The organism is Cryobacterium sp. Y29 (assembly GCF_002929825.1).
Lineage (GTDB): Bacteria > Actinomycetota > Actinomycetes > Actinomycetales > Microbacteriaceae > Cryobacterium.
In genome coordinates, this window is record NZ_PJJN01000027.1 from 72,772 (window position 1) to 91,837 (window position 19,066).

Genomic DNA, 19,066 nt, shown 5'->3' on the forward strand with positions numbered 1-19,066 from the left:
TCAAACGTAAGTTTCAAAGGAGATACGTTGGCTCTGAATCGTCGCGTGGTTGTCGGAGTAGATTCCTCGACCCAAAGTTGCAAGGTAGTCAGCGTCGACGCCGACACCGGAGAGCTGTTGCAGCTGCGCAGCGCACCCCACCCCGATGGCACGAGCATCAACCCCGAGCGCTGGCAGGAGGCCTTCGAGCAAGCCGGCGGTACCGCAGCCGCTGAGGGTGCAGGCAATGTGCTCGCCCTCGGCGTGAGCGCGCAGCAGCACGGCATGGTCGCCCTCGACCGCGAAGACACGCCCGTTCATGACGCCCTGCTCTGGAACGATGTGCGCAGCGCCCCGCAGGCTGCAGCGCTCACCGAGAAGTATGGCGCCTCGATGTGGGCCGAGGAGGTCGGTGTCGTACCGGTCGCCTCGTTCACTATTACGAAGCTGGCCTGGCTGCACGAACACCGGCCCGAACTCGCCGCGCGCGTCGAGCAGGTGATGTTGCCGCACGACTGGCTCACCTGGAACATTCTCGGGCGGCCCGCCGAAGCCACGACCGACCGCAGCGACGCCTCCGGCACCGGGTATTTCTCGGTGCAGAGCAATGAGTACCGTCTCGACCTGCTTGAGGCCGCCCTCGGCCGTGCCACCCGGGTACCGCGCGTGCTCGAGCCGTCGGAGCGAGCTGGACTGACTCAAAGCGGCGTCATCGTGTCGGCCGGCGCCGGCGACAACGCAGCGGCAGCCCTCGGCCTCGGCGCCGAGGAGGGCGACGTTGTTGTATCGATCGGTACGAGCGGCACCGTATTCGCCAGCACTGCTGCCCGCATAGTGGATCCCTCCGGCTCGGTCGCCGGGTTCGCCGACGCTGCCGGCGGCCAGCTTCCACTGCTCGCGACCATCAACGGTGCCCGCACCCTCGTGGCGACGGCCGGCTTGCTCGGCGTCGACATCGCGCGGTTCGGCGCGCTCGCCCTTGCCGCCCCGATCGACGCCGACGGCCTGCTCCTGCTGCCCTACCTCGATGGCGAACGCACCCCGAACCTGCCGGATGCCACCGGTTCGCTCACCGGAATGCGCCGGGCCAATATGCGCCCCGAAAACCTGGCCCAGGCATCCGTTCTGGGTCTGGTCTGCAGCCTCGCTGACGCGCTCGACTCGTTGCGCGGCCAGGGCGTGCCCGTGCGGCAGGTCATTTTGATCGGTGGTGGCTCGCAGTCGCCCGCCGTGCAGAAGATTGCCGCGGATGTTTTCGGTGTGCCGGTCGTGCTGCCAGCCCCCGGCGAATACGTCGCCCTCGGGGCTGCCCGGCAGGCCGCCTGGGCGCTTGACGGTAACTTTCCGCTGTGGAAGCGCGAGATCGCCACCGAACTCGAGCCCTCGGCCACGAGAGACTGGGCCATCGACGTGCGCGCACGCTACGCGGAGCAGCGCGGACTCATCTACGGGGTCTGACAGGCGCGCGTCAGGGGTATCCGATGAACCAGAGCAGCACAATGGCGACCGGCTGCAACGCGATCGATCCCGCGAGCAGCCCACGGCGCAGCTGCTTCGACCGCGCGATGGCCGGGTCACCGAGCAGCGGCGCGAGCGGCAGCAGCAAGCGAAACAGGCTCTGCTGCGGAAGAAACACGGCGACCAGATAGAGTCCGTAGCTTGCCGAGTAGGCCACCACCTCCGGCCGAAGCGGATGCAGCGCTCGCCGCGACAACCACCACCCAAAACCTGCCGCGAGCACGAGCACGAGAGTGATGCCGGCCAGGCCCAGGTACTTTCCGGCCATCAGAAACCACGGGGCGAGCGGAACGAACGAAACTCGACCGACGAAGCCGGTCCACCAGGACAGCTCAGTGGCCAGGTAGGCGTCGTGAACGCCCGTGACAGCGCCAGCCACGAGCGGCCAGGCCAGACCGGCCGCCGCAATGGCCAGCCCGGCGGTCACGATGGCCCAGCGACGTAGAATTCGAGGCCGGTCAGGGCAGACACACCGCGCACAAGCCACGGAAACACCGGCAGAAAGGCCCAGGCATTCGGCAGGGTGTTGCCAGCTAAGTCTGTTGGAAGTTCGGTCGGGTAGCCTCGCAGTGCGATCTGCCGGTAGAACGAGCTGTCCCACGATCCCGAGAAGGTGAAGAAGTTCGGGTCGCTGCGGTGGCTCGCAAAGTTCCAGTCGAGTCGGGTCGCGACGATGAACAGGCTCGCCAGCAGGGTCGTTGTGAGCAGTCGCGACGCCGCCCAGATCACCAGCACCAGGCCCCACGGCGGCAGGCGACCGAGGTGGGAGCGGAGCGCGCTCAACCGTTCCGCCCCGCCCCCGTTCGTCATCGCCCCAGACTAGCTGCCCGTGACTGAGCTAGCAGCAGCGCCCCTGCGGGTTCTTATCCTGGCGGTCGGTCTGGTCCCGCCAGAATTCGCGCTCGGTGAGTAGCGGATGCGGCGCGCGGTCGAGGCCGGCAGTATCCGTTTCGCAGGAGGCCGCGTGGTGCGCCACGTACTTCTCGTAGGCATCCTCGCCGAGGAGGCCTTTGAGGTACCAGATCACGCCGCGGGCGCCCGCGCGGACGCCCGCCCACAGGGTCATCAGTGGCCCGTGACCTTGATTTTTTTCTCGGCCGGCAGGGCATCCCACTGCGCCTGCAGCACCTTCTCGGGTGGGGTCATGATGAACCCGGCCGGGGCATAGGTCTGCGACTGCACGGCGTCATCTTCACTCGTCGCGCTCGAGTTCTTGCGGTACGCGTTCCAGGTGGCCTGAATAGCCGTGAGGATCACGATGATCGCGAGCACGACGAAGACGATCGACAGCACACCCTGCACCATCGTGTTGCGCACGACGGCCTCCATGGCTAGAACGCTCGGCGCGGTGCCGAAACTCGTCTCGCCCGCGGCGAGGGCCTCGGAGAACGCGCGGTTCTGAGCGAAGTAGCCGATGCCAGGGGTGGTCGAGAAGATCTTCAGGAACGAGGCCGAAATGGTGACCACGGATGCGAAACCCAGCGGTAGCGCCACCACCCAGAGGTATTTGAACAGACCACGCTTGGCGACAATGGCCATACACACGGCCAGGGCGATGGCCGCGAGCAGTTGGTTGGCGATGCCGAACAGCGGGAACAGAGTGTTGATGCCCCCGAGCGGATCGGTCACTCCCATCAGCAGCACGGCTCCCCAGGCGGCGACCATGATGGCCGTGGCAGCCCAGGCGCCGGGGCGCCAGGAGGTGTTCTTGAACTTCGGGAAGAAGTTGCCGAGGCTGTCCTGCAGCATGAAGCGGGCGACGCGGGTGCCGGCATCCACTGCGGTGAGAATGAACAGGGCCTCGAACATGATGGCGAAGTGATACCAGAAGCTCATCATCGATGTACCGCCGACGAGCTGCTGCATGATGTGCGAGAGCCCGACGGCCAGCGTGGGTGCGCCGCCGGTGCGGGAGACGATCGACTCTTCACCGACGTTGGTCGCCATGTCGGTGAGCATGCTGGGCGTGAGGTTGACGCCGGTCAGGCCGAGGCCGTTCACGAACGCGACCGCGCCCTGCACGGTACCACCGGTGAGGGCGGGCGAGGCGTTCATGGCGAAATAGATACCGCGGTCAATCGACAGCGCGGCGACGAGGGCCATGATCGCCACGAGCGACTCCATCAGCATGCCGCCGTAGCCGATGAACCGGGTCTGGCGTTCCTTCTGGATGAGCTTGGGCGTGGTGCCCGAGGCGATGAGGGCGTGGAAGCCGCTGAGGGCGCCGCAGGCGATCGTGACGAACAGGAACGGAAAGAGCGTTCCGGCCACGACGGGGCCGGTGCCGGTGGTGGCGAAGCCGCTGACCGCCGGCACGTTGATCTCCGGGCGGATGATGACGATCGCCACGGCGAGCATGCCGATCGTGCCGATCTTCATGAAGGTCGACAGGTAGTCGCGCGGTGCGAGCAGTAGCCAGACGGGCAGGATTGCGGCGATGAAGCCGTAGATGATGATGCCCCAGGCGATGGTGACCTTGTCGAGCAGCAGGTAGGTCTGGCCCCATTCGGTGCCGTTGACCATGCCGCCGCCGACGATGGCGGCGATGAGCAGCACGAAGCCGATGATGGAGATCTCGGTGATCTTGCCCGGGCGGAAGAAGCGCAGGTAGCAGCCCATGAATAGCGCGATCGGGATGGTCATTCCGACCGAGAAGACGCCCCACGGGCTTTCGGCGAGGGCGTTCGTGACGACGAGGGCGAGAATGGCCACGATGATGACCATGATTACCAGGGTTGCGATGAGTGCAGCGGTACCGCCGATCACGCCGAGTTCGTCACGGGCCATCTGGCCGAGCGAGCGGCCGCCGCGGCGCATGGAGAAGTGCAAAATGAGGTAGTCCTGCACCGCGCCGGCGAGAACGACACCGACGATGATCCAGATCGTGCCCGGCAGATAGCCCATCTGCGCGGCCAGCACGGGGCCGACCAGCGGACCGGCGCCGGCAATGGCGGCGAAGTGGTGGCCGAACAATACGCGGCGATCGGTGGCGGCAAAGTCCTTGCCGTCTGCCTTGTACTCGGCGGGCGTGGCCCGGCGGTCGTCGGGGCGAACGATGTGCTTCTCGATGAACTTTGAGTAGAAGCGGTAGCCGATGAGGTAGGTGCAAATCGCGGCGAAGACGAACCAGATGGCGTTGACGGTCTCGCCGCGCACCACGGCGAGCATGACCCAGCTGAGGCCACCGAGCAGCGAAATGGCCGACCAGATGATGATTTTGAGGGGTGTCCACTGGCGATCGTGGGCGTCATGCGCCTCGGGATCCAGGGCGACCGCGAGGTCGTGCGGAATCCGTTTCAGAGCGGTCGGTTCTTGGGTCGTGCCTTCTGACATGGTGGACGGGGCGCCCATTTCTCCTCCTTGAGCCAAGGCAGATGCTGTGAACCTGCTTCTGTACGTTACCGCGACGCGAGAATGGCTCAAACCCCGAGCGGGAACGGGGCACGGATCGAGCACGTAAAATAGACAATCGGGCACTCGCCCGAATTTTGCGCCCTCGACCATTGGAGCCACCGTGGCGACGCCCACTCATCTTGATTCCGTTATTGCCCTCGCCCGCCACCGTGGCTTTGTGTTTCAGGCCGGTGAGATCTACGGCGGCTCCCGCTCCGCCTGGGACTATGGCCCCCTCGGCGTCGAGCTTAAAGAGAACATCAAGAAGCAGTGGTGGCGTTCGATGGTCACGAGCCGCGACGACGTCGTCGGCCTCGACTCGTCCGTGATTCTGCCGCGGCAGGTCTGGGAGGCATCCGGTCACGTCGAGGTCTTCAGCGACCCGCTGATCGAGTGCACGAGCTGCCATAAGCGTTTTCGCGCCGACCACCTCGAAGAGCAGTATGAGGAGAAGAAGGGCCGCCCGCCCGAGAACGGACTCGACGACATTGCCTGCCCTAACTGCGGCAACCGTCACATCTGGACCGAGCCGCGCGCCTTCTCCGGCCTGCTCAAGACCTACCTCGGCCCGGTCGATGACGAGGCCGGCATGCATTACCTGCGCCCCGAAACCGCCCAGGGCATCTTCGTCAACTTCGCCAACGTGCTGCAGGCGTCGCGCTCGAAGCCGCCGTTCGGCATCGGCCAGATCGGCAAGAGCTTTCGCAACGAGATCACACCGGGTAATTTCATCTTTCGCACCCGCGAGTTCGAGCAGATGGAGATGGAATTCTTCGTCGAGCCCGGCACCGATGAGACCTGGCACCAGTATTGGATCGACACCCGCATGAAGTGGTACACCGATCTCGGTATCAACCCGGAGAACCTGCGCCTGTTCGAGCACCCGGCCGAAAAGCTCTCGCACTACTCCAAGCGCACCGTCGACATCGAATACCGCTTCGGCTTCACCGGCACCGAGTTCGGTGAGCTCGAGGGTGTGGCGAACCGTGGTGACTTTGACCTGTCAACGCACGCCAAGGCATCCGGTAAAGACCTGACGTATTTCGACCAGACCAAGAACGAGCGCTGGACGCCCTGGGTGATCGAGCCCGCCGCCGGCCTGACCCGTTCGCTCATGGCCTTCCTGGTCGACGCCTACGTCGAAGAAGAAGTTCCGAACGCCAAGGGCGGTGTCGACAAACGCACCGTGCTCAAGCTCGACCCGCGCCTGTCACCGGTGAAGGCCGCGATCCTGCCCCTCTCCCGCAACGAGAAGCTCTCCCCGATGGCGCGCGAGCTCGCTACGAACCTGCGCCAGCTCTGGAACGTCGACTTCGATGACGCCGGAGCCATCGGCCGTCGTTACCGCCGCCAGGACGAAATCGGTACCCCGTTCTGCATCACGGTCGACTTCGACTCCCTCGACGATCAGGCTGTTACCGTGCGCGACCGCGACACGATGGCGCAGGAGCGTGTGCCGCTCGTCGACCTCGAGGCCTACCTCGCGGTGCGCTTGCGCGGCGCCTAACGGCAGAAAAGCGCCTGCCCGGGCCGCACGTCGTGCAGACTGTGACCATGAAAGCGGTCTATTTCGAAGAGTTCGGTGTTCTCCCGGTGCTGCGCGAGGTGCCCGAACCGCAGCTCAGCGCGGCCGGTGTGATCGTGCGGGTGGAGGCCACCGGTCTCTGCCGCAGCGACTGGCATGGCTGGCAGGGCCATGACACCGACATCGCCCTGCCACACGTTCCCGGTCACGAACTGGTCGGCGTGATTGATGTGGTCGGGCCGCTGGTTCGCCGGTTTCGGGTGGGCCAGCGGGTGACCGTGCCGTTTGTCTGCGCCTGTGGCGACTGCCCGGAATGTGACGCCGGCAACGGACAGGTCTGCCGCAACCAGACCCAGCCCGGCTTCACTCACTGGGGCTCCTACGCCGAACGGGTCGCGTTGCACAACGCCGACGTGAACCTCATCGCCGTCGGCGACGACCTCGACGCGGGCGCCGCGGCGCTGCTCGGCTGTCGTTTCGCGACCTCGTATCGCGGGCTCGTACATCAAGCCGGCCTTCAGGCGGGCGAAACCCTCGTGGTCGTCGGCTGCGGCGGAGTAGGCCTCAGCGCGGTGATGATCGGGCAGGCGCTCGGCGCCACGGTCATCGCGGTCGATATCAGCGCGGACGCGCTCGATGCGGCGACCCGCGTCGGGGCGGCGCACGTGGTCAACTCGGCCGGGCTCGGCGATGCCGAGGTGGTCGAACACATTCGGGCCCTGACAACCGACGGCGCCCAGGTGAGTCTCGAGGCGCTTGGCCGGGAGAACACGGTGGCCATCGGTATCCGCTCGCTGGCTACCCGTGGGCGGCACGTGCAGATTGGCTTGCTGGCCGACGACCCTCGGGTGCCGCTGGGCACGGTGATCGCCCGGGAGCTGACCGTACTCGGCAGCCACGGCATGCCCGCTCACGACTATCCGGCCCTGCTCGACCTGGTGCGAAGCGGTCGACTGCGCCCGCAAGACCTGATCAGCCGCCGCATCACCCTGGCCGAAGCGCCCGCCGCCCTTGCCGCTATGTCGACTTCCGGCGCACCCGCCGGCGTCACCCTGATCGAGCTGGGTTAAGAGGCGATCGCACCGGCGCCGGCGGCATCCGCCGCACCGACAGCCGGCAACGTCACGTCGATACCGAACAGGGCGTCCAGCCCGGTGAGGTAGGCATCCTGCTCGCCGGCCCGGGCCAGTTCGCGGGCACGAACCATGGGAGCGTGCAGCAGTACACCGGCCAGGTGACGCAAGGCTGCCTCGGTGGCTTCGCTCGAGTCGCCGCGGCTGCGAGCCCGGGCGATCTCGGCGTCGCGCAGCTCAAATACGTAGCTACGCAGAGCGACGACGGCCGGGGTGAGGCTTTGCTCTTCGGCGACGTCGGAGAACTTGCGGGCGGCCTTGCCCACGATCTCGCGGGCATCGGATGTGGCATTGAGCTCTTCGAGCGGCGCATGGATGCTGATCGTCTCAAGGTCGAGCAGTTCGACACCGGGTACCAGGGTGACATCGGGTGCCACGTTGCGGGGCAGGCCCAGGTCGATGATGAGCTGTGGCGGCGCTGCGGGGCCGGCATCGGCCGGGCACAGGCGGGCCGGGGCATCGGCGGTAGCGCCGGCGATCTCGAATGGGTCCGTACCAGTTTCGGTGCGCCCGCGGGTGATCAGGGCTGCATCGATGACGTGGTCGTCGCGCAGGGTGCAGGTGACGACCACGTCGGCGCGGGCGACCTCGGCGGCGAAATCCTCGGTGGGAACGGCGTCGATACCGTGTGACGTTGCGAATCCGACGGCGCGACCGGAGGGCGAGTAGACCCGCACGTTCTCGGCTCCGCGGTCACGCAGGGCGGCGAGGGAGGCTCCGGCATAACGGCCGGTGCCGACCAAGAGCACGCGTGCGGTCGACCAGTCACTGACCCGGCTTTCGGCCAGTTCGAGGGCAAGGCGCACGATCGACCGACCGGCCGAGCCGATTCCGGTGCGGTTTTTCACACCGCGCGATGTCTGGGAAGCCCGCTGAAAGAGGCGCTCGAGCTCGGGGCTCGTGGTGCCGTTGGCGCGAGCCTGCTCGAGCGCGCGGCGCACCTGGCCGGCAATTTCGACCTCACCGACGACGACGGATTCGAGGCCGCTCGTCACGGCGAACAGGTGTTCGGCGACGCCGTTGCCGTGTACGAGGGTGAGATTGTCGCGCAGGAGGTCTGCGTCGAGGCCGCTGCTGGCGCTCACGGCTTCAATGGCGGCGTAGACGGCGGGAAGTGGCGACACGCCGTAGGGCTCATTGAGGTCGAGGTAGGCCTCGAATCGGTTGCAGGTCGCAACGACGACCGCACCGCTGAGCGGCCCGTGCTGTGCCACCATGCGGGTAGCCGAAGAGCCCCCGCCCACAGACAATTTCTCCAGCACATCGAAGGTGGAGTTTTTATGACTTGCGGACAAAAGAATTAGCACTACGCAATTCTACGACTCAATGCTGTACGATTCCGGCGCGGGACGCCAGAGATGTTTGAGAGAATGATCGTGATGATCCTCGACGCGCAGCATCCACTCTCCTCCGGCCTCACCGCCGACTCCCGCCTGATCCAGGCCTATCAGGGCACTCGGCCCGCCGTGACGCCGGTGTGGTTCATGCGTCAGGCCGGCCGATCGCTGCCCGAATACCGCGAGTTGCGCGTCGGAACGCGCATGCTCGACGTGTGCCTCGACCCCGAATTAGCGAGCGAAATCTCGCTGCAGCCGGTGCGTCGGCACCAGGTCGATGCCGGAATCTTCTTCAGCGACATCGTCGTGCCGTTGAAGCTCGTCGGGGTCGACGTGTCGATCGTGGCCGGTAAGGGCCCCGTTCTCGGTAAGGCCGTGCGCACGCCAGCGGATGTCGACGAACTCACCGCCCTCGATCCGGCCCTGCTCGATACGGCCCTCGCACCGATCAGTGCGGCCGTGGGGCTGGCGGTTTCCCAGCTTGGATCGACCCCGCTGATCGGCTTCGCCGGTGCTCCTTTTACGCTCGCCGCCTACCTGGTCGAGGGCGGTCCGTCGAAGGATCACATCCACGCCCGTACCCTCATGCATGCCGAACCGGAAGCTTGGGCCAAGCTCATGGCTTGGACCGCCGACGTCACCGGCCGGTTCCTGCGCGCGCAGGTGCTCGCCGGGGCGAGTGCTGCCCAACTGTTCGACTCGTGGGCCGGAGCGCTCTCATTAGTCGACTATGCGGCATCCGTCGCCCCAGCGTCGATCGCGGCGATCGCCCACGTGCGCGACCTGACCTACACCGTGCCGGGCCGAGGAGAAGAACCGACCGACCGTAACGTGCCCATCGTGCACTTCGGCGTGGGAACCGGCGAACTGCTCAAAGAAATGCATAACATCGGCGCCGACGTCGTGGGCGTGGACTACCGGGTGCCGCTCGACGAGGCCAACCGCCGGCTGGGCGGTGCCGTCCCTCTGCAAGGCAACGTCGATCCCGCGCTGCTCGCGGCGCCGTGGCCGGTGCTCGAAGCGCACGTGCGCGACGTGCTCGAACGTGGACGCACCGCGCCGTCGCACGTACTCAACCTCGGCCACGGCGTTCCGCCCGACACCGACCCCGATGTATTGACCCGGCTGGTCAGCCTCGTGCACGACGTGAGCGCAGCCGAGTAGGAGTAGCAACATGACCACACCGATCGACGTGCTCGTGATTGGCGCCGGAGTGGCCGGTTTGGTCGCCGCCCGCGAATGTGCGCAGGTAGGGCTGCGCGTCACCATCATTGAGGCCACCGATGCCGTCGGCGGCCCGGTAGCCGGCCACGTTCTCGACGGACTCAGCCTCGACAGCGGAGCCGAAAGCTTCGCCGTCCGCGGCGGCACCGTGGCCTCATTCATCGAGGACCTCGGCCTCACCGACCAGGTCGTCGCTCCGAACGTCGCCGGCGCCTGGTTGCACCTTCCCGCTCTCAAACCGGGTTCCCCAGTCCAGTCCCACAGCGAAGGAGATGCCTCGGTCAGCGTTCCGCTGCCCAAGGCCGGAGTGCTCGGAATTCCGGGCTCCCCGCTCGCCGACGACGTGCGCCGCGTCATCGGCTGGAAGGGGTCGCTGCGCGCCTACCTCGACCGGCTCATGCCCGTCCTCACCATCGGCCGAGAGCACAGCCTCGGCGACCTCGTGAAGAAGCGCATGGGTCAGCGTGTGCTTGACCGCCTCGTCGAACCCGTCGCTTCCGGCGTCTACACGACGAGCGCCGTCGACCTCGAAATCGACGTTGTCGCCCCCGGACTCAACCGAGCCCTCACCACGGCCGGCTCGCTCTCCGGGGCCGTCTCGGCCCTGCGATCCGGCGCACCCGCCGGTTCCAACGTGGGCGGACTGCTCGGCGGCATGGCCAGCCTGCCCGCCGCCATCGTTGCCGCCCTCGAACACCACAACGTGACCATTGTCACCGGCACCACGGCCCGGAGCCTGGCTCATTCCGGCACCGACAACGAGCCCACCTGGGCCGTCACCGTGACCCGGCGAGCGGATGCCGACCCCGCTGGCCCCGACCCCGCCGGCCCCGACCCCGCTGGCCCCACTCCCGCCCGCCAAGACGCTGCACAGGCTGAGCCCACGACCGACACCGTCACCGCCCGGTATGTCATCGTCGCGACCCAGGGGGCGCAGGCCCTGCGACTGGTCAATTCGCTCGGCGCCCAGTTCGACGCGCTCGCCGAACTCGACTGGCCGGCCCCGACCGCCGTCACCCTCACCTCGCTCGTGCTCGACGCACCCGCACTCGACGTGCACCCGCGCGGCACCGGTGTGCTCGTGTCGATTGATGCCCCCGACGTCACCGCGAAGGCGCTCACCCACGTCACAGCGAAATGGGCCTGGGTCGCCGAAGCCGCCGGCCCCGGCCGCCATGTCGTGCGCCTCTCGTACGGGCGGGCAGGAGCGCCTAACCCGACCGACGACCTGACCGACGATGAACTGCAGGCCCTCGCGCTGCACGACGCATCTACGCTGCTCGGCGTTCCTCTGCCAGCCAGCTGCGTGCGAGCCTTTGCCCGCACCGAGTGGCGCGACGCCCTGTCGCCTGCCACTCTCGGTGCGCCCGAACGTACCCGGCTGGTGCGCGAGGCCGTCGCCGCAACCCCCGGGCTGGAGATCACCGGAGCCTGGTTGGCCGGAACCGGCCTTGCCTCCGTCATTCCGCATGCACTCCAGGCCGGCGACCGTATTCGGCACGCCGCCCTCGGCCTTACCATCACCGCTCCCGATCTCTAACCGAAGCTGTGCACTTCCTGTATTGGTACGATCGTATGGAGACATGCCCGAGAGCCTGAGACCGAAACGGCGAACCGGGTTACTCTGGGGGGACCTTACGAAAGTGGAGACTCAATGCGCGGAAAGCTTCTGTTCATCACGGGCGGACTCGTCGGCTATGTGCTCGGTGCACGCGCTGGCCGTAAACGCTATGACCAGATCGCCGCCGCTGCCAACGATCTCTGGAACGCCAAGCCCGTGCAGCGCCGGGTGACCGAAGTGCGCGATGCCGCCCTCGAACTGGTCGGCGACATTCCCGCCAACCTGTACAAAGTCGGTAAAAAAGCTGTCTCGCAGGCTGCGGCGAAGAAGAAGCAGGCCGCCCGCAAAACGGATACCACCGCCGCCACGCCGGCTGCAAAGACCAGCACGACCACGAGCCGCACTACCGCAGCGCAGCCCAAGCCCAAGCCCAAGGCGACCCCCACGGCGGGCGACGATTTCACGGCGCAGTAAGCGCGCAACAGCTCGTAGAATTCAGACATCTGAAACACCGATACCCGAGCACAGGGAAGGCAATCCGTGACTAGCAGTGGATTCAACCCGAAGAGCAAGCGCCCGTTGCTCGCACTGATCGGGGAGCTGCCCGGTCAGATCAGCGCCCTCGTCAAAGCCGAACTGGACGCCTTCAAGGCCGAGTTCGCCGCCAAAGCCAAGAACTTCGGAGTCGGTGCCGCCCTCTTCATCGTGGCCGCTGCCATCCTCTTTTTCGCCCTCGGGGTGTTCGTCGCCCTGGCCGTGATCGCCCTGGCCCTGGTGTTGCCGCTGTGGCTCGCCACACTCATCGTGGCGGTCGCGCTGGTGCTCATCGCCGTCATCCTTCTGCTCATCGGAGTCAACCGGGTGAAGGCGGCCACGAAACCCGATCCGGAGGGTGTGCACGCGAGCATCCGTCACGACGTTGATGCGTTCAAGGGAGTTGGCGAATATGACCACAAATAACCTCGAGCTCACCGGGGCTGGCGGCGACAAGCGGGGCATCGGTGATCTGCGCGCCGAAGCGCGGCACGCGCGCGCCGAGCTCGCTTCGACGCTCGATGCTATCGAGTACAAGTTCAATGTGCCCAAGCAACTGCGCATCAATCGCCGTCGCCTGACCCATGCCCTGCGCCAGCTCGGCGAGGACAGCCCGGGCGCCCTCGTGGGAATTGCGCTGGGTGCGGCGACCGTTGTCGGCGTTATCGTCTGGTTCGGTGCGTCCGCGGTGGCTAAGAACCGCTAGTTCCGATCAAACCGAGCCGGGTCGGTTCACAGGAACCACAGGGTTCATTTTGGTGCCGGGCGCAATAAAGAGCACACTAGAGCCATGACTCACCCGGCTGCCGGAGAGGCAGTAACCAGCGTTCAGCCCACCACTCCCATCGATTCCGAGGTACCCGCGGCCTCGCCGCAAGGTTTCACTCTCTTTACCGTTCTGCGAAAAGATCCGCACAACCCAGATGACCTCGATGGCCGCGATGTTCCGCACGCGGTTAATGAGCTCGATGACGTAGTGGCCTTGATCGAAGCCGAGGGCGTCACCGTGCGCGGTTTCTACGATGTCTCCGGCCTGAAGGCCGACGCCGATGTCATGATCTGGACCCACGCCGACGAGGCTGAGACCCTGCAATGGGCCAACCGTGAATTGCGCCGCAGCCGCCTGCTCAAAAGCCTGCTGCCCACCTGGAATGCCATGGGCGTGCACCGCGACGCCGAGTTCAACAAGAGCCACGTGCCCGGATTCCTCCGCGGCGTCGACCCCAAGGCCTGGCTCACGATTTACCCCTTCGTGCGCAGTTTTGAGTGGTACCTGCTGCCCGATGACGAGCGCAGCAAGATGCTCGCCGACCACGGGCGCAAGGGTGCCGCCTTCCGCGGAGCCCTCGCCAACACCGTCTCGGCCTTCGCCCTCGGCGACTACGAGTGGCTGCTGCCGATCGAGAGTGACGAACTCACCGAGTTGGTCGACCTGATGCGGGGCCTGCGAGAGACCGAAGCGCGACGCCACGTGCGCGAGGAGATCCCGTTCTACACCGGACGCCGGATCTCGACCGCCGAGGTCGTCGAGGTGCTGCAGTAATGGCACAGTATGACGCCGTTCTGCTGGCCGGTTTCGGCGGACCAGAGGGCCAGGACGACGTGATTCCGTTTCTGCGCAACGTGACCGGAGGCCGCGGAATTCCCGAGGAACGCCTCGAGGAGGTCGCGACCCACTATCGCCACTTCGGCGGCGTCAGCCCGATCAACGATCAGAACCGCGTGCTGAAAGCTGCGCTTCAGGTCGAACTCACCCGTCGCGGCATCGACCTGCCGGTGATCTGGGGCAACCGCAACTGGGCGCCGTACCTGAAAGATACAATTTCGGATGCTCATAACGCCGGCCAAAATCGCCTGCTCGCGATCGCGACAAGCGCCTACAGCTCCTACAGCGGATGCCGCCAGTACCGTGAGGACTTCGCCGCGGCGCTGACCGCCACCGGCCTGAACGACACGGTGCACATCGACAAGGTTCGTCAGTTCTTCGACCACCCCGGCTTCGTCACCCCCTTCATTACCGGTGTGACCACGGGCCTGCAAGACGTTCAACGAGCCATCCCCGGCATCGATGTGGACACCGAGGTCGAGATTCTGTTCTCAACCCACTCGATCCCCATGACGGATGCCAATAAGAGTGGCCCGGCAGATCGTGGTTTCGGCGAGGGTGGCGCCTATGAAGCGCAGCACCGCGCCGTCGCCCAGGTCATCATGGACTCCCTCGTGGAACCGGACGCTACCGAGGCGCCGGTGAAGACCCAGTGGCAGCTCGTCTACCAGTCCCGCAGCGGCCCGCCCAGCATGCCGTGGCTCGAGCCTGACATCAACGACGCGATCGCCCTGCTACCGGCCCGCGGCATCCGTGCCGTCATCATCGTGCCGCTCGGTTTCGTGAGCGACCACATGGAGGTCATGTGGGACCTCGACAACGAGGCGATGGAGACCAGCGAGAAGTTCGGGATCCACGCCGTGCGGGTGCCGACCCCCGGGGTCTCGCCCGATTTCGTGAACGGCCTCGTCGACCTGATCGAGGAACGCCTGAACGATACCCCGGTTGAAGATCGCCCGGCAAAGACCGCGCTCGGCCCCTGGTACGACGTGTGCCGCCCCGGCTGCTGCGAAAACGTGCGCCTGGGCTTCAAGCCAGCCGTCGCGGGAATGGCGCCATGACCGTGATCCGCGTGGGTACCCGCGCGAGTGCCCTTGCGCTCGCGCAGACCCAGACGATCGTCAACCGCATCGCGGCCTCGGCTGGCGTCGAGGTGGAAATCGTGCGCGTCACCACGCACGGCGACACCTCGACCGAGCCGCTTTCAAGCCTCGGCGGCACCGGTGTCTTCGCGAGCGCCCTGCGCGAAGCCCTGCTGAACGACGAGTGCGACGTCATCGTGCACTCCTTCAAGGACCTCCCTACCGCGCCTCACCCTGGCTTGCGCATCGGTGCAACGCCCAAAAGAGCGGATGCCCGGGACGTGCTGGTGGCACGAGCCGGCTTCACTCTGGACACCCTGCCCGAGGGTGCCCGAGTCGGCACCGGTTCGCCTCGCCGGGTCGCGCAACTGCGTGAGCGTCGGCCCGACTTCACGGTCGTCGACATTCGCGGCAACATCGACACCCGCGTCGGTCGCGTCGCCGAGGGGGACCTCGACGCCGTCGTGCTGGCTGCTGCTGGACTCGGACGCCTCGGCCGGCTCGACTCCCTGGCGCCCGAATTTCTCGATCTGTCCGGTTGGCCGACCGCACCCGGCCAGGGCGCGCTCGCGATCGAAGTGCGCGATGGCCAACCCGATCGCCTGCTTGGCGTGGCGCTGGCGACCATGAACCATTCCTCGACCCAGGCGACGACCACCGCCGAACGCACGGTACTGGCCCGCCTCGAGGCCGGCTGCGCCGCACCGATCGGTGCGACCGCGGTCATCGACGATGGCTTGCTCTTTCTCACCGCCACCGTGTACAGCCCGGACGGCACACGCAGGATCACCAGCTCGCACGCGGCAACGCCCGATTCCCACTCTGCCCTCCACCTCACCCAAGCTGCGCTCGACGTGGCCGAACGAGTATCCATAGATCTTCTGGCCGGTGGCGCGGCCGAGTTCGCTCCCCTGAAAGTGACTGAGTGACCACGTGATCAATCGACTGACCAAGCCCCTCGCGGGCTGGCGGGTTCTCGTTCCGCGCGGCGGACCCTGGGGTGACCAGGTGGCAGCCAACCTGCGCGCCAAGGGTGCGCATCCAATCGTTGCCCCCATGATCAACTTCGCCGCAACCGACGACGCCCCGGCCCTCGACTCGGCGCTGGCTCGTCTCGCCGCCGGCGATTTCGACTGGATGACCATCACGAGCGCGACGACCGTCGACGTTTTGTCGTCGCACCGCGCTGTGGTGGCGCCGGGAACCCGCATTGCCGCGGTTGGTGAAACCACCGCTGCCGCGCTCGTCGCGGCCGGCTACTCCGTAGACATCGTTCCCTCCGAAGACAATTCAGCCCGCGGCCTGCTGGAGGAATGGGAGACGGCCACCGCTGGCGTCATCCCGCTGCGCGTGCTCACACTACGCAGTGAGATCGCCAAGCCGTTGCTCAGTGAGGGACTGCGCCGCATTGGCCACAACGTGGAGTCGGTCGTCGCCTACCGCACCATCGGCGTTCCGGTCAGCGACCAGGTTGTCGCCGACGTCAAAGCCGGGCTCGTACACGCCGTACTCGTGACCAGCGGCAGCGTTGCACGTCAGGTGCGCGAACAGTTTGGAGACATTCCCGAACGCACCCTGGTGGCGTGCATCGGTCCGCAGACCGCCAAGGATTCCCGGGCTCTCGGACTGCGCGTTGACGTTGTCGCCTCCGAGCGCAGCGCCGAGTCCCTCATCGAGGCGCTCGTCGATACAGCGCTGGCCGGAGCCGCACCGGCGCTCTGATCATGGAGGTCACGAGCGGATAACGAAACGCACAGCCGAGCGGCGTAGGGTACAGGAGTGACCAACCCCGTTATTCGCCCACGACGCTTGCGCACTAGCGGCGCGCTTCGCCGTCTGGCCAGTGAAATCCGTGTCCACCCGGCCGAGCTCGTGCTCCCCATGTTCGTGCGGGAAGGCGATGATGCCCGCCCGATTACGTCGATGCCCGGCGTTGTGCAGCACAGCATCGACAGTGCACGCCGGGCCGTCGTGGAGGCGGCTGAGGCCGGCATCGGAGGCATCATGCTGTTCGGGGTACCCGAGGTGCGTGATGCGATCGGAACCGGAGCGACCGACCCCGCGGGCATTCTCAACGTTGCCACTCGCGCTCTCGTCGACGAGATCGGCGACGCGCTCGTCGTGCAGACCGACCTGTGCCTCGACGAATTCACCGACCACGGCCACTGTGGCGTGCTCGCAGCCGATGGCCACGTCGACAACGACGCCACCCTCGAACGCTACCGCGATATGGCCCTCGCCCAAGCCACGGCCGGTTCCGCGCTGCTTGGTCTTTCAGGCATGATGGACGGCCAGGTCGCCGCCGTGCGCGAAACCCTCGACGTCAACGGTTTCGAAGACACCGCCGTGCTCGCCTATTCGGCCAAATACGCGTCCGCGTTCTACGGTCCTTTCCGTGAAGCCGTCGCCTCGACCCTGGTCGGCGACCGCCGCACCTACCAGCTCGACCCCGCCAACCGACGTGAGGGCGTGCGTGAAGCGCAGCTCGATATCGACGAGGGCGCCGACATTGTCATGGTCAAGCCGGCCGGCGGCTACCTCGACGTGCTCGCCGCAGTTGCCGACATGAGTGATATTCCCGTTTGGGCATACCAAGTATCCGGCGAATATGCCATGATCGAAGCCGCCGCCGTGCAGGGCTGGATTGACCGTCGCCGTGCCGTCGAAGAGTCGGTGTTGAGCATCCGCCGGGCCGGCGCCGATGCCGTACTAACCTATTGGGCCGTTGAACTGGCCACCTGGCTCAAGGAGGAGCGCGCATGATCAACACGATGTCAACTTCGGTGGAGCACGTCGCCACCCACAACGACGAACTCTTCGACCGTGCCCGCCGGGTGATTCCCGGGGGAGTCAACTCGCCGGTGCGTGCCTTCGGCTCGGTCGGCGGCACTCCGCTGTTTCTGGTCAAGGCTGCTGGGGCCTATGTCACGGACTCCGACGGCCGAGAGTATGTCGACCTCGTCAATTCCTGGGGCCCGGCGATTCTGGGCCACGCTCATCCCGAGGTCGTGAAGGCCGTGCAGGATGCTGCCGCGCTCGGACTCTCCTTTGGCGCCTCGACTCCCGCCGAAACCGAACTGGCCGAACTCGTCGCCGAACGGGTCGGCGCGGTCGAAAAGCTGCGCCTCGTGTCGACCGGTACAGAGGCGACCATGACCGCCATCCGCCTGGCCCGCGGCTTCACCAATCGTGACCTGCTGATCAAGTTCGCCGGGCACTACCACGGCCACTCCGACGGCCTGCTCGCCCAGGCTGGCTCCGGGCTCGCCACGCTCGCCCTGCCCGGTTCGGCCGGCGTTACCGCGGCCACCGCCGCGCAAACCCTCGTGCTGCCCTACAACGATCTGGAGGCCGTGCGGGCCGCCTTCGAGGCTCACCCTGGCCGTATCGCCGCCATCATCACCGAGGCCGCGGCCGCCAACATGGGAGTTGTCGCCCCGGATGCCGGCTTTAACGCGGCCTTGGCCTCGATCGCGCACGCGAACGGCGCCCTGCTCATCCTCGACGAGGTGCTCACCGGTTTTCGGGTGAGCCGCGCGGGTTTCTGGGGGCTGGAGACCAGAAGCCTGGAGTCGGCCGGTGAAGAGTTCTACACGCCCGACCTGCTCACCTTCGGCAAGATCATCGGCGGCGGGCTGCCCGTCGCCGCGCTCGGCGGCCGCGCCGACGTGATGGACTTTCTCGCACCGACCGGCCCGGTCTACCAGGCCGGCACACTGTCGGGGAACCCGGTCGCCGTCGCGGCGGGCATCGCAACCCTCAACCTGCTCGACGCGGGCGTGTATGACCGTCTCAACGCCACCGCCACAATCCTCTCCGAGGCCGTTTCCGCCTCGCTCACCGCCGAGGGCGTCGCCCACCGGGTGCAACGAGCCGGCAACCTGTTCAGCTTCGTGTTCGGCGACGAGGCACAGGGGTTGGCCCCGCGCACCTACGCCGACGTGCAACGCCAGGAAGTTTTTCGCTACGCACCGTTCTTCCACGCCATGCTCGATGGTGGCGTGTCGCTGCCGCCGAGTGTGTTCGAGGCCTGGTTCGTCTCCGACGCGCACGACCAGAGCGCCATTGGACGCATCTTCGAGGCACTACCCGCTGCGGCTAAGGCCGCCGCTGCCGCGACGCCGCGGGGCTGACCCGGGCGAGCGGATGAGCGTGACCGACTAAGCCCATCCGC

The 19,066-nt window shown here is 66.6% G+C and carries 19 protein-coding genes; 14 read left to right on the forward strand and 5 right to left on the reverse strand.

All coding sequences use genetic code 11. The annotated features are described in order from the left end of the window. The first annotated feature begins 27 nt into the window (after window positions 1-27). The gene (xylB, locus tag CXY74_RS03860; RefSeq protein ID WP_370446118.1) at window positions 28-1,437 is read left to right on the forward strand and encodes a xylulokinase; all 1,410 of its coding nucleotides are present in this window, start codon (window positions 28-30) and stop codon (window positions 1,435-1,437) included. Window positions 1,438-1,447: 10 nt separating this feature from the next. Here xylB and CXY74_RS17880 read toward each other — a convergent pair whose 3' ends face one another. From CXY74_RS17880 to CXY74_RS03875, 4 genes are read right to left on the reverse strand one after another with little or no spacing between them, the layout of a single operon-like run. Continuing rightward, window positions 1,448-1,924: a hypothetical protein gene (locus CXY74_RS17880; RefSeq protein WP_233193197.1), complete on the reverse strand. Its 477-nt coding sequence runs from the start codon at window positions 1,922-1,924 to the stop codon at window positions 1,448-1,450. Further along, window positions 1,921-2,307 carry a hypothetical protein gene (locus CXY74_RS17885; protein ID WP_233193198.1) on the reverse strand — a complete coding sequence of 129 codons (387 nt, stop codon included), beginning with the start codon at window positions 2,305-2,307 and terminating at the stop codon, window positions 1,921-1,923. The genes CXY74_RS17880 and CXY74_RS17885 overlap by 4 nt, the downstream gene beginning before the upstream one ends. A 28-nt stretch (window positions 2,308-2,335) precedes the next feature. Next, window positions 2,336-2,563 carry a YbdD/YjiX family protein gene (locus CXY74_RS03870; protein ID WP_104199211.1) on the reverse strand — a complete coding sequence of 76 codons (228 nt, stop codon included), beginning with the start codon at window positions 2,561-2,563 and terminating at the stop codon, window positions 2,336-2,338. Further along, entirely contained in the window at window positions 2,563-4,848 is a 2,286-nt protein-coding gene (locus CXY74_RS03875) for a carbon starvation CstA family protein (RefSeq protein ID WP_233193199.1), read from the reverse strand. The genes CXY74_RS03870 and CXY74_RS03875 overlap by 1 nt, the downstream gene beginning before the upstream one ends. Window positions 4,849-5,011: 163 nt before the next feature. On the opposite strand from CXY74_RS03875, the gene CXY74_RS03880 reads away from it, so the two are divergent. Both CXY74_RS03880 and CXY74_RS03885 read left to right on the forward strand, forming a co-directional pair. Continuing rightward, on the forward strand, window positions 5,012-6,397 hold the full coding sequence (locus tag CXY74_RS03880; protein ID WP_104199212.1) for a glycine--tRNA ligase: 1,386 nt from the start codon (window positions 5,012-5,014) through the stop codon (window positions 6,395-6,397). Between the two features lie 47 nt (window positions 6,398-6,444). Continuing rightward, window positions 6,445-7,485: an alcohol dehydrogenase catalytic domain-containing protein gene (locus tag CXY74_RS03885; protein WP_104199281.1), complete on the forward strand. Its 1,041-nt coding sequence runs from the start codon at window positions 6,445-6,447 to the stop codon at window positions 7,483-7,485. Here CXY74_RS03885 and CXY74_RS03890 read toward each other — a convergent pair. Continuing rightward, window positions 7,482-8,855: a glutamyl-tRNA reductase gene (locus CXY74_RS03890; RefSeq protein ID WP_104199213.1), complete on the reverse strand. Its 1,374-nt coding sequence runs from the start codon at window positions 8,853-8,855 to the stop codon at window positions 7,482-7,484. The two genes, CXY74_RS03885 and CXY74_RS03890, sit on opposite strands and share 4 nt — an antisense overlap. 72 nt (window positions 8,856-8,927) lie before the next feature. Between CXY74_RS03890 and hemE the strand changes: the two genes are divergently transcribed. The 11 genes from hemE (at window position 8,928) to hemL (ending at window position 19,025) form a co-directional block, all read left to right on the forward strand. Further along, window positions 8,928-10,049, forward strand: a complete 1,122-nt coding sequence (gene hemE / locus CXY74_RS03895) for a uroporphyrinogen decarboxylase (RefSeq protein ID WP_370446121.1) — start codon at window positions 8,928-8,930, stop codon at window positions 10,047-10,049. 10 nt (window positions 10,050-10,059) lie between these two features. Then, complete coding sequence (locus CXY74_RS03900; protein ID WP_104199214.1) at window positions 10,060-11,649, forward strand: NAD(P)/FAD-dependent oxidoreductase; 1,590 nt, start codon at window positions 10,060-10,062, stop codon at window positions 11,647-11,649. Window positions 11,650-11,763: 114 nt separating this feature from the next. Further along, complete coding sequence (locus CXY74_RS03905) at window positions 11,764-12,144, forward strand: hypothetical protein (protein ID WP_104199215.1); 381 nt, start codon at window positions 11,764-11,766, stop codon at window positions 12,142-12,144. Between the two features lie 66 nt (window positions 12,145-12,210). Then, complete coding sequence (locus tag CXY74_RS03910) at window positions 12,211-12,630, forward strand: phage holin family protein (RefSeq protein ID WP_104197202.1); 420 nt, start codon at window positions 12,211-12,213, stop codon at window positions 12,628-12,630. After that, the gene (locus CXY74_RS03915; protein WP_233193201.1) at window positions 12,617-12,910 is read left to right on the forward strand and encodes a DUF3618 domain-containing protein; all 294 of its coding nucleotides are present in this window, start codon (window positions 12,617-12,619) and stop codon (window positions 12,908-12,910) included. Before CXY74_RS03910 ends, CXY74_RS03915 begins: the two co-directional genes overlap by 14 nt. Before the next feature lie 84 nt (window positions 12,911-12,994). After that, window positions 12,995-13,747, forward strand: a complete 753-nt coding sequence (gene hemQ, locus CXY74_RS03920) for a hydrogen peroxide-dependent heme synthase (protein WP_104199216.1) — start codon at window positions 12,995-12,997, stop codon at window positions 13,745-13,747. Beyond that, window positions 13,747-14,871, forward strand: a complete 1,125-nt coding sequence (locus CXY74_RS03925) for a ferrochelatase (protein WP_104199217.1) — start codon at window positions 13,747-13,749, stop codon at window positions 14,869-14,871. The genes hemQ and CXY74_RS03925 overlap by 1 nt, the downstream gene beginning before the upstream one ends. Beyond that, window positions 14,868-15,821, forward strand: a complete 954-nt coding sequence (hemC, locus tag CXY74_RS03930) for a hydroxymethylbilane synthase (protein ID WP_104199218.1) — start codon at window positions 14,868-14,870, stop codon at window positions 15,819-15,821. Before CXY74_RS03925 ends, hemC begins: the two co-directional genes overlap by 4 nt. 4 nt (window positions 15,822-15,825) lie before the next feature. Further along, entirely contained in the window at window positions 15,826-16,614 is a 789-nt protein-coding gene (locus CXY74_RS03935; protein ID WP_104199219.1) for a uroporphyrinogen-III synthase, read from the forward strand. A 57-nt stretch (window positions 16,615-16,671) separates the two neighbouring features. Next, complete coding sequence (gene hemB, locus CXY74_RS03940; RefSeq protein ID WP_104199220.1) at window positions 16,672-17,655, forward strand: porphobilinogen synthase; 984 nt, start codon at window positions 16,672-16,674, stop codon at window positions 17,653-17,655. Next, window positions 17,652-19,025 (forward strand): glutamate-1-semialdehyde 2,1-aminomutase, encoded by a 1,374-nt coding sequence (gene hemL / locus CXY74_RS03945; protein WP_233193202.1) that lies wholly within the window; start codon window positions 17,652-17,654, stop codon window positions 19,023-19,025. Before hemB ends, hemL begins: the two co-directional genes overlap by 4 nt. Window positions 19,026-19,066: the final 41 nt, after the last annotated feature.

Excerpts from the sequence above, each read along its gene's own strand:
- CXY74_RS03925 (WP_104199217.1), top strand. The coding sequence starts at position 13,747 with ATGGCACAGTATGACGCCGTTCTGCTGGCCGGTTTCGGCGGACCAGAG.
- hemC (WP_104199218.1), top strand. The coding sequence starts at position 14,868 with ATGACCGTGATCCGCGTGGGTACCCGCGCGAGTGCCCTTGCGCTCGCG.
- CXY74_RS03875 (WP_233193199.1), bottom strand. The coding sequence starts at position 4,848 with ATGGGCGCCCCGTCCACCATGTCAGAAGGCACGACCCAAGAACCGACC.
- CXY74_RS03900 (WP_104199214.1), top strand. The coding sequence starts at position 10,060 with ATGACCACACCGATCGACGTGCTCGTGATTGGCGCCGGAGTGGCCGGT.
- CXY74_RS03870 (WP_104199211.1), bottom strand. The coding sequence starts at position 2,563 with ATGACCCTGTGGGCGGGCGTCCGCGCGGGCGCCCGCGGCGTGATCTGG.
- hemQ (WP_104199216.1), top strand. The coding sequence starts at position 12,995 with ATGACTCACCCGGCTGCCGGAGAGGCAGTAACCAGCGTTCAGCCCACC.
- CXY74_RS03905 (WP_104199215.1), top strand. The coding sequence starts at position 11,764 with ATGCGCGGAAAGCTTCTGTTCATCACGGGCGGACTCGTCGGCTATGTG.
- CXY74_RS03885 (WP_104199281.1), top strand. The coding sequence starts at position 6,445 with ATGAAAGCGGTCTATTTCGAAGAGTTCGGTGTTCTCCCGGTGCTGCGC.
- CXY74_RS03915 (WP_233193201.1), top strand. The coding sequence starts at position 12,617 with ATGACCACAAATAACCTCGAGCTCACCGGGGCTGGCGGCGACAAGCGG.
- hemE (WP_370446121.1), top strand. The coding sequence starts at position 8,928 with ATGATCCTCGACGCGCAGCATCCACTCTCCTCCGGCCTCACCGCCGAC.
- hemL (WP_233193202.1), top strand. The coding sequence starts at position 17,652 with ATGATCAACACGATGTCAACTTCGGTGGAGCACGTCGCCACCCACAAC.
- CXY74_RS17885 (WP_233193198.1), bottom strand. The coding sequence starts at position 2,307 with ATGACGAACGGGGGCGGGGCGGAACGGTTGAGCGCGCTCCGCTCCCAC.